The 9,103-nt window shown below is 44.0% G+C and carries 7 protein-coding genes and 2 rRNA genes; 3 read left to right on the plus strand and 6 right to left on the minus strand.

What is annotated here, in order from left to right:
* Nucleotides 1-130 precede the first annotated feature (130 nt).
* The 4 genes from HGH90_RS30605 to HGH90_RS30620 form a co-directional block, all read right to left on the minus strand.
* Nucleotides 131-967 carry an energy transducer TonB gene (locus tag HGH90_RS30605; RefSeq protein ID WP_145674406.1) on the minus strand — a complete coding sequence of 279 codons (837 nt, stop codon included), beginning with the start codon at nt 965-967 and terminating at the stop codon, nt 131-133.
* A gap of 64 nt (nt 968-1,031) precedes the next feature.
* Nucleotides 1,032-1,622 (minus strand): ExbD/TolR family protein, encoded by a 591-nt coding sequence (locus HGH90_RS30610; RefSeq protein WP_145674411.1) that lies wholly within the window; start codon nt 1,620-1,622, stop codon nt 1,032-1,034.
* A 64-nt stretch (nt 1,623-1,686) separates the two neighbouring features.
* Nucleotides 1,687-2,346, minus strand: coding sequence for an ExbD/TolR family protein (locus tag HGH90_RS30615; protein WP_168766163.1), 660 nt, complete (start codon nt 2,344-2,346; stop codon nt 1,687-1,689).
* 70 nt (nt 2,347-2,416) lie between these two features.
* Nucleotides 2,417-3,271, minus strand: a complete 855-nt coding sequence (locus HGH90_RS30620) for a MotA/TolQ/ExbB proton channel family protein (protein ID WP_145674423.1) — start codon at nt 3,269-3,271, stop codon at nt 2,417-2,419.
* Between the two features lie 749 nt (nt 3,272-4,020).
* On the opposite strand from HGH90_RS30620, the gene HGH90_RS30625 reads away from it, so the two are divergent.
* From HGH90_RS30625 to HGH90_RS30635, 3 genes are all read left to right on the plus strand, one after another.
* Nucleotides 4,021-6,576, plus strand: coding sequence for a zinc-dependent metalloprotease (locus tag HGH90_RS30625; protein WP_248277101.1), 2,556 nt, complete (start codon nt 4,021-4,023; stop codon nt 6,574-6,576).
* A 141-nt stretch (nt 6,577-6,717) separates the two neighbouring features.
* A complete protein-coding gene (locus tag HGH90_RS30630; protein WP_168766164.1) occupies nt 6,718-7,743 on the plus strand; it encodes a LacI family DNA-binding transcriptional regulator in 1,026 nt (341 codons plus the stop codon).
* 30 nt (nt 7,744-7,773) lie between these two features.
* Nucleotides 7,774-8,607, plus strand: coding sequence for a hypothetical protein (locus HGH90_RS30635; RefSeq protein ID WP_168766165.1), 834 nt, complete (start codon nt 7,774-7,776; stop codon nt 8,605-8,607).
* Nucleotides 8,608-8,724: 117 nt separating this feature from the next.
* Here the strand turns inward: HGH90_RS30635 and rrf (HGH90_RS30640) are convergent.
* Together rrf (HGH90_RS30640) and rrf (HGH90_RS30645) are read right to left on the minus strand one after the other, a co-directional pair.
* Nucleotides 8,725-8,836 (minus strand): 5S ribosomal RNA (gene rrf / locus HGH90_RS30640).
* A 153-nt stretch (nt 8,837-8,989) separates the two neighbouring features.
* Nucleotides 8,990-9,101, minus strand: a 5S ribosomal RNA gene (rrf, locus tag HGH90_RS30645).
* Nucleotides 9,102-9,103: the final 2 nt, after the last annotated feature.

Consider the following 9,103-nt stretch of genomic DNA (forward strand, 5'->3'; position numbering starts at 1 on the left):
TTCTTTATGAATATATCCCAAAGGACACAAATTTACGCACAATAGCGGCGATCACCAATTCCGCCAAAAATCAAAGGTCCCGTTCCAACGATGTTGAAACGGGACCTTTGAAAAACTATGTTATACAGTACTACTCTTGCAAAGTAAAGCGGATAGGGAGGTTGAACTGTACGGAAACCTGGCGGCCATTCTGCTTACCAGCTTTCCATTTAGGCATGGTTTTCACCACGCGAACAGCTTCTTCTTCCAGGCCACCACCTTTTGCGGCACCTACTGTTTTTACATCTTTAATGTTTCCCTCAGAATCTACTACGAACTGAACGAATACAGTTCCTGAGATACCATTTTCCTGTGCAACGCGTGGATAACGGATGTTTTTGCTCAGGTATTTTGCCAGTGCTTCCTCACCACCGGGGAAGGTTGGAGGTTGTTCAACGAAGGTGAAGATCTCTTCTTTCGCAGGAGCAGCTGGAGCGGTTACCACACCGGTACCTTTACTATCTTCCAGTAATCCTGGATCGATACCGTTTGGATCACCTTCCACAGTTTTAGTACTGATGGCTTTGTCCTTAATATCCTCGTGTTTAGGAGGTTCCTCATCCGGTGGTACTTCGTTATCTTTCTTGATAACCGGAGGAGTAAATTGTACTGACGGTTTTACTGGTGGCGGTGGCGCAGGCGGAGGTGGAGGCGGAGGTGGCGTCTTCGGATCATCCGGTAACTTCACATCCTCCATCTTAATTTCCTGTATCACCGGCTTCTTGAGGTTATCTCCCTCAGAAGCTTTTACCCACTGTGATATCATGTACGTTGCAAAGAATATTACAAACAATGACGCGGTTCCCAAAATAGCATTCCGCACACGCTTATTATACTGTCTCCGCAAATCGTACGCCCCATATTCCTTATTCCTGCCGTCAAACAGGATATCAAGAAAATCGGACTTTAAGACTTTAGCAGAATCCATTGTTGTTGTTTTATGATGGATGCAAAAAAATAATTATTCCACAAAACTTTTAGCAGCTGGCTGATTATTTTACACCGTTTGCAGCTTCAGTAGACTGTATCCATTTTTTATCCTGGTCACTGATGTCTACAGTTGCATAACGTTGTATTCTATTGATAGCCATTTCGTCAAGGATATCAACGAAATTCTTATAATTGGCATCGTTATCTGCCTTTATAATTACTACCACGTCTTCTGGTTCACCTTTTGCATTTCTCAGTTTAGCAACTTCGTCCCTCTTCTTAATGATCTCATCTCTGATTCCTCCGGTATTAGCAAAGCTGGTTGCTTTGAAGAAGTCAGGATTAGCAGAAGCATTAGGGTCTTGTGCCAAACCTTCGTAATAATAAACTCGATTATCTTTTCCGAGTAAGATAGTCAGGGCCGTACTTTCTTTTACTTTATTCTGGTCCTTTTCGTTCTCGGTATCTTTTGGCATGATCAAGTCCATTGTTTTGGGCTTGGACATGGTAGTGGTCAGCATGAAGAAGGTGATCAACAGAAAACCTAAATCCACCATGGGCGTCATATCTACACGGGTAGACTGTTTCTTGGATTTCGTCCCACCGTGTTTCTTCCCTTTTCCACCACTACTACTGGTATCCATTTCTGCCATAGTAGCCAATTTTTTTTAGTTCTTAAATCAACAGCCTTCCTGGTCAGGAAGTAGTTGCTGTCGTTTACTTTTTGTGTCCTGCTGCCTGTTGTTCTTCCCAGGCGGCAGTGCCTTTAGGTGCTTCTTCCAGGTTAGTAACCAGGTTCAGCTTCTGAATTTTCTTCTTTTTGAAAGTATCCAGAATTTCCTTGATCTTAGGATATGGCGTCTGGTTATCCGCCTTGATACAGTACTTTACCTTGTTCAGATTAGTACCCTGTGCAGCGTTACCATAATCAATCCATGCTCCTAATTCACCATTGGCAGAATCTGTAGGGATACCTTTATCCAGACCAGCAGTTTTACGTTGCTCTTCGTTGAGAGACAGGTATTGCTTCAGGTCTTTGATTTGTGCTCCTACGCTGGCTCCAACTACAAAGTTTCTCATTTCTTTTTCGTCCAGACCCAGATGATACTGCGTATTCAGATCTTCTATCAGCTTTCTTCTTTTCGGCTGGCCATCCATGCTGAAAAACACTCTTCCGTCCTTATCTACTGTGAATAACAACACATCAGAATCAGGTAAAAGGGTTGTGTTTATGGAGGATGGGGTAACTACTGTTACCGGCTCATCCGGCTTGAATTTAGTTGCCAGCATAAAGAAAGTTAATAGCAGGAAGGCCACATCACACATCGCCGTCATGTCGATGTTGGTGCTTTTCCTTGGCATTTTAACTTTAGGCATCTTTACTCTTTTTTATGGTTTACTTTAAATAGATTCAAAACCGCTCAAATTCCACAAAATAATCTCAAAATTATTTGTGGTTAGCAGCGAAGCTCTGTGTTAAAGTAAAGCCAGATTCGTCAATAGCGTAAGTGATGCTATCGATATTGGTAGTAAAGTAGTTATACATGATGATCGCTACAGCGGAAGTACCGATACCCAGAGCGGTATTGATCAACGCTTCAGAGATACCACCTGCCAGCTGTGCAGAGTCTGGTGCACCACCGGTAGACATCGCCGCAAACGCACGGATCATACCCAATACTGTACCGAACAGACCTAACAGGGTAGCTACGGAAGCAATGGTAGACAGGAACACCAGGTTCTTTTCCATCATTGGCAGTTCCAATGCAGTTGTTTCTTCAATTTCATTTTTGATAGTCAGGATCTTCTGCTCAGTATCCAGCTCGGTGTTAGTCACCATTTCTTTATACTTCTTCAGACCAGCTTTCAATACGTTACCTACAGAACCTTTCTGTTTGTCACACTCAGCCAAAGCTGCATCTATATTGCGGTTAGCCAGGTGATACTGTACTTTGCGCACCAGCTCAGAACCACTGAATTTACCTTTAGCTTTAGACAGGTAAAGGAAACGCTCAATAACGAAAGTCAGACATACCAGTAATACGGAAATCAGGATAGGTACGATCAATCCACCTTTGTACACAGTACCAAACCATTTACCAATACCAGAATCAATCGGATGTCCCTCTGGATTGTTACCCTGGAAGTTGGCTGGGTTACCTAATACAAAAAAGTAAAACAGAAAACCTATCACTAAACAGATAGGCACAGCCAACGCAGCGAACAGGTTGGATGACTTTTTAGGTTGATGAGAAGATGCCTTAGCTGTAGCTGCAGTCACAGTTGTTTTAGTCTCAGCCATGTTGATTGAAATTTTAGTGTTAAAAATTAAACTATTGTTTGTTAGAAGTTACTAAATACGATTGTTGTTACCATGGAATGCCCCTCAGCACTCAATTTACTGTTTTATTCAGTGATTCGCAAAGTTATAAGGTTGGTCCAAAAAAACAAGTGCAGCTCAAAAAAACCCACAAAAATTAACTTTCACACGCAAAAGCCCCATCACAGGGCTTTTAAACCACTCATTTTTTTAGAGCAAACACTTACATAAGCGAATAAACCAATATTGCAGTTCTCACAACTGATTGTTACTGTCCCAATTATTGAAATCGTTTGATTTTTTTCAAAGTTGGACGCACAATTTAAGAAAAAATTCAAATGTTCCAACAGAAATCTTACAATTCCGGGAACTTATTTATTCCCGCGCCAGTCAACACTTTCAGCCGAAGCTAATTGGATTTAGCAATAAAACATCCGGAAATTCTGTCCTCATAAGTGGAAACTCAATACCGCCGCGGAAACTAACACGCCATCCCCCAGCACCTCCATATGAAATTATTATCTGCTATAACAATAAATGCTTACATAAAAAAAGTTGCCACCGCAACTAGTGTTTAAACGCTTAGCCCCCGGTTTTGCTCTTTTTTTTTCCATTCCTACAGTCTTTACTGCGCTTATGGATTTTCCTGATAAGTTAATACTTAATATACTTACTTGCAAAGGTTTTTAAAAAAACATCCCAAGTTATCAAAAACCAATTATCAAACTGTAATGAGCCAACCCATTCAACACAAACTGATACTCGCCATGGCAGGAGTACTCTGCCTGAGTACTGTAGTTTTACAGCCCGCTGCAGCACAGCGAAAAAAACATTCGAAAAATGCTTCGCCAACTACTCCTGCTCCAGCAAAAGATACAACCGGTAAAGCACCCATGATCAAACCAGGCCCAAAACAAGGCCCCAAACCTTTCGCGGAAGTCATTACCGACAAAGCCAAAAGCGACTCTGGATTATTCAATATCTATAAACTAGACGACCGCTTCTTCTTCGAAATCCCCGACTCCCTCCTCGGCAGGGATATCCTCGTGGTAAACAGGATCTCCAAATCCGCCGCAGGCCTGCGTGCCATGATGATGGGATTTAGCGGCGACATTATCAACGAAAATGTTATCCGCTTTGAAAAAGGACCTAACAATCGCATCTTCCTCAAAAATATCTCCTACTCAGAAGTATCCAAAGACTCTACCCAGCCAATGTTTACTTCTGTAAGGAACTCTAACCTCCAGCCCATCGTGGCTGCTTTCGATGTGAAAGCATTGTCCAAGAACGAAAAAGGTTCCGTGATTGATATGACGGAATATCTCAGCGGCGATAATGACATCTTCTTCTTCGATGGCCAGGTAAAAAATATGCTGAAACTCGGTGGTGTTCAACCAGATAAGTCTTACATCTCTGATGTAAAATCCTATCCGTTAAACACCGAAATCAAAACCGTAAAAACATATAGCAAAAGCGGTGGCCCCGCAGGGCCGGGTATGCCCCCCTCTCCGGGAGGTAATGCTACCGTGGAACTCAACAGCTCCATTGTATTACTCCCTGAAGTGCCCATGCAGCCACGCTATTTCGATCCACGCGTAGGCTACTTCACTACCAGCGTAACTGATTTTGACGCCGATCCGCAAGGCGTGAAAAGACTCCAGATGATCACCCGCTGGCGCCTGGAACCGAAACCGGAAGACATAGAGAAATATAAACGCGGGGAACTGGTAGAACCCAAGAAACCCATCGTGTTTTATATAGATCCTGCTACCCCTGAAAAATGGCGTAAATACCTGATCATGGGCGTAAATGACTGGCAATCCGCTTTCGAACAGGCAGGCTTCAAAAATGCTATCATCGCTAAAATGGCGCCTACCCCACAGGAAGATTCGACCTGGTCTATTGAAGATGCCCGCTTTTCCGCCATCGTTTATAAACCTTCTGATGTACCCAACGCAAGTGGCCCTCACGTGCATGACCCTCGCTCCGGAGAAATAATCGAAAGCCATATCAACTGGTACCACAACGTAATGCGCTTACTCCGCAACTGGTACTTTGTACAGGCCTCTCCCAACGACACCCGCGCCCGCAATATGCAGTTCAGCGATGAACTGATGGGTGAACTGATCCGTTTTGTATCCTCCCATGAAGTGGGCCATACGCTCGGATTACGCCACAACTTCGGCTCCAGCTCCGCTTACCCGGTAGAAAAACTGCGTGACAAAGAATGGGTGAAAAAGAACGGCCATGCCGCGTCTATCATGGATTATGCCCGCTTTAACTATGTTGCGCAACCTGGCGATGGTATCAGCGGCGCCGACCTCTATCCCCGTATTAACTACTATGATAAATGGGCCATCGAATGGGGTTACAAGCTCCTGCCGGAAGCTAAATCACCGGAAGCAGAAACGCCCATCTTGAATAAATGGACGGTAGAAAAGCTGAAGGATAAGAAATACTGGTTTGGTACGGAGTCCAACCCAGATGATCCGAGGTCACAAAATGAGGATTTGGGCGACAATGCTATGATTGCGAGTGGATACGGCATAAAAAATCTTCAATATATTATGCCAAATCTCCTGGCCTGGACTAGCGTGAAAAATGAAGGATATGCTAACCTTTCTGAACTCTATAAGGAAATAGCCGGTCAATTTAGCCGTTACATGGGCCATGTAGCTAAAAACGTAGGCGGTATCTATGAAACTCCTAAAACTATAGAACAATCCGGTACCGTGTACGAGTACGTTCCAAAAGCTACCCAAAAAGAAGCTATCCAGTTCCTGAACAAACAGTTGTTTACCACGCCTAAGTGGCTGATCAACCAGGACCTGTTAAGCCGCTTCGGTGGAGATGGCGTTTCCCTCATCCTTTCCCGCCAGGAACCGATACTGGATCGTCTCATGAGCACCAATACCATCAATAAACTGGTAAGTGGAGAAGCCGCCCAGGGTGCCCAGGCTTATGCAGCAATCGACATGTTGAATGACCTGAAGAAAAATATCTTCTCGGAAATATACACGCACCAACCAGTAGACGTATATCGCAGAAACCTGCAACGCGCTTATGTGGATAACCTCACAGAACTCGTGGCTCCTGCAGCTCCGTCTGGTAATATAATGTTCGGCAGTGTTGCCAATCCATCCAAATCAGATGCTGCCAGTATTGGCCGTGCGCAGCTGGTAGCCCTGAGAACAGAACTGCGTGCTGCCACCGGTGGCGATGGCATGACCCGCAGCCATGTTCAGGACCTCATTGCCCGTATTAACAAGGCCCTCGATCCTAAATAACGACGAGGTATACACGAAATAACCGCCCCCTTTCCCGCATAACCGGAAAGGGGGCTTTCTTTAGCATCTACCCCAAAGCCTCGTAATTCTTCCGGAAATTGCTTAATATCGCTCCATTATTTACTCACGAAGCCTCAAAAAGTGAAAGATAGGACAAACAAAATAACGATATACGATATCGCCCATCAACTGAACCTGTCGGCATCAACCGTTTCACGTGCATTGCAGAACAATCCATTAATCAATATGGAAACACGTGAAAAAGTACAACAGGCGGCCAGCGAAATGGGGTATGTTCCCAACTGGATTGCCTCCAGTCTCCGGAAAAAAAGGTCCAATATCCTCGGACTTATCGTACCCCGCACTTCTATGTACTTTCAAAGTACCGCCATCAGCGGTATCCAGCATGAAGCGCACAAGTATGGATTTAGTATTGTTATTGGCCAGTCAGACGAAACAGTAGCCATGGAAAAGGAGCTGGTACATACCTTTTACTCCCTCCGCGTAGATGGGCTCCTGGCAGTAGCTTCCATGTTTACCACCAACATCGATCATTTTAATCCGTTTATAAAAAACAATATTCCACTGGTTTTCTATGATCGGGTGCCTGCAGATTTCCAGGGATATACCATTACCGGAGACGACTTTAAAGGCGGATTTCTGGCTACCGAACATTTGATAAAGCAAGGCTGCAAACGCATTGCCCATTTCTCTGGCCTGCTTTCCTGTAACCTTTATCAACAAAGGCTTGCTGGCTACAAGGAAGCGTTGGCCCAATACAATATCCCGTTCGATGAACAGCTGGTATATATCCACGATCTGACTATGGACGCTGCTACTACCGCTGCTCAACAACTATTTGATGCGCAGAAGATGCCCGATGGCATGTTTGCAGCAAATGATAGTTCAGCCGTTGCATTCATCCGTGAAGCCAGGAACCGAGGCATTGCTGTACCGCAGCAAATCAAGGTGGTTGGATATTCCAACGACCTCTCTTCCCGTATTATCTCTCCATCGCTTACCACTATTGAACAATCGGGGTATAACATGGGGCAGAAAGCAGTAGAAACAATTGTTCAACTAATCAACCACGAAGAAAGTGTGAAAGTTACCAGGAACTATGTATTCCCGGTAGAACTAATTAAACGGGAATCAACCCAGTTATAACCTTTACAAAACAATATGACCTGCAACTTTATGAAACCGTCTCTGTACGCACCACTTGTATGCGCTGTTATTATCACCTTATCTGCCTGTAGTAAACGCATTTATGTACCTAACATGGTCAATGCACCGGTACTAAAAGAAAAATATGAATTCAAAGGCAGCATCACTCCTACCAATCTGCAAGGCGCCTTCGCCGTAACAGACAACATTGGTATCATGGCCAGTGGACAATATCTCTATGGGTTCAATGCTGCAGACCCTACGAATAACAATGATCGCTCTGACAACGGCAATCTGTTCGATAATACTACCCGCGGAGGTATGATTGAAGGTGGTGCTGGCTACTTTAAGCCTTTCGGCCCTTCCAAAAAAATGGTGTTTGATGTATATGCCGGTTATGGAGGCGGTAGCTTCAAAACCCTGGCGCCCGACTATAGAACTGGCTCCGGTGTGGATCTCAATGATTATACTATTAGGAATCACTTCAGCAAAGTATTTATACAACCTAGTATTGGCTATGTACACCGGGTAGTGGAAACTGTTTTCACCAGTCGCTTTACTATTGCCAATTTCTACAACAGCAGTATGGGCACTAAAGCGTTTGAAAACAATCCGGACGAAAAAAATAAGTTTCTCCGGGTGGCCGATAAACCAGTAGGTTTTTATGAACCGGCTTTTACAGTACGTGTGGGGTATAAATATGTGAAGTTCCAGGCCCAGCTGCAGTTTTCCGTTCCGCTTAATGATACCTATGATTACAATAACAGTGTAAATAACGTTAATAGCTATTTTCAACCGGTAGCCTTTAATATGGGAGTAGCGGTGAACCTGGCACAATGGTATAACCAGGCAAAAGGTAGATAACCGTAGTATTTTCCGGGGAGATGTTATTAAGAGAAAGATTCACAAAGACATTTTCCAGGAAGATATCCCGATAAACAAAAAAGCCTCAGTGTTTGTACACTGAGGCTTTTTTAATAAGTATGGCAGTTACCTACTCTCCCACATGATAGTGCAGTACCATCGGCCATGAGGGGCTTAACTTCTCTGTTCGGAATGGGAAGAGGTGAACACCCTCGGCATAACCACCATAAGATCTTTTGCTGTTAGAGCAAATAATATGTTGAAAGTTTGATTGAACTTATACGTCGTAAATAAAATTTTCGGAGATCCGGTAACAGCTTATCTGTCCGGATAAATAAACAAAAAAGCCTTAGTGCAAAGGCACCAAGGCTTTTCTTAATAAGTATGGCAGCTACCTACTCTCCCGCATGATAGTGCAGTACCATCGGCCATGAGGGGCTTAACTTCTCTGTTCGGAATGGGAAGAGGTGAACACCCTCGGCATAACCACCATAAG

Source organism: Chitinophaga sp. Ak27 (genome assembly GCF_012726295.1).
Classification (GTDB): domain Bacteria; phylum Bacteroidota; class Bacteroidia; order Chitinophagales; family Chitinophagaceae; genus Chitinophaga.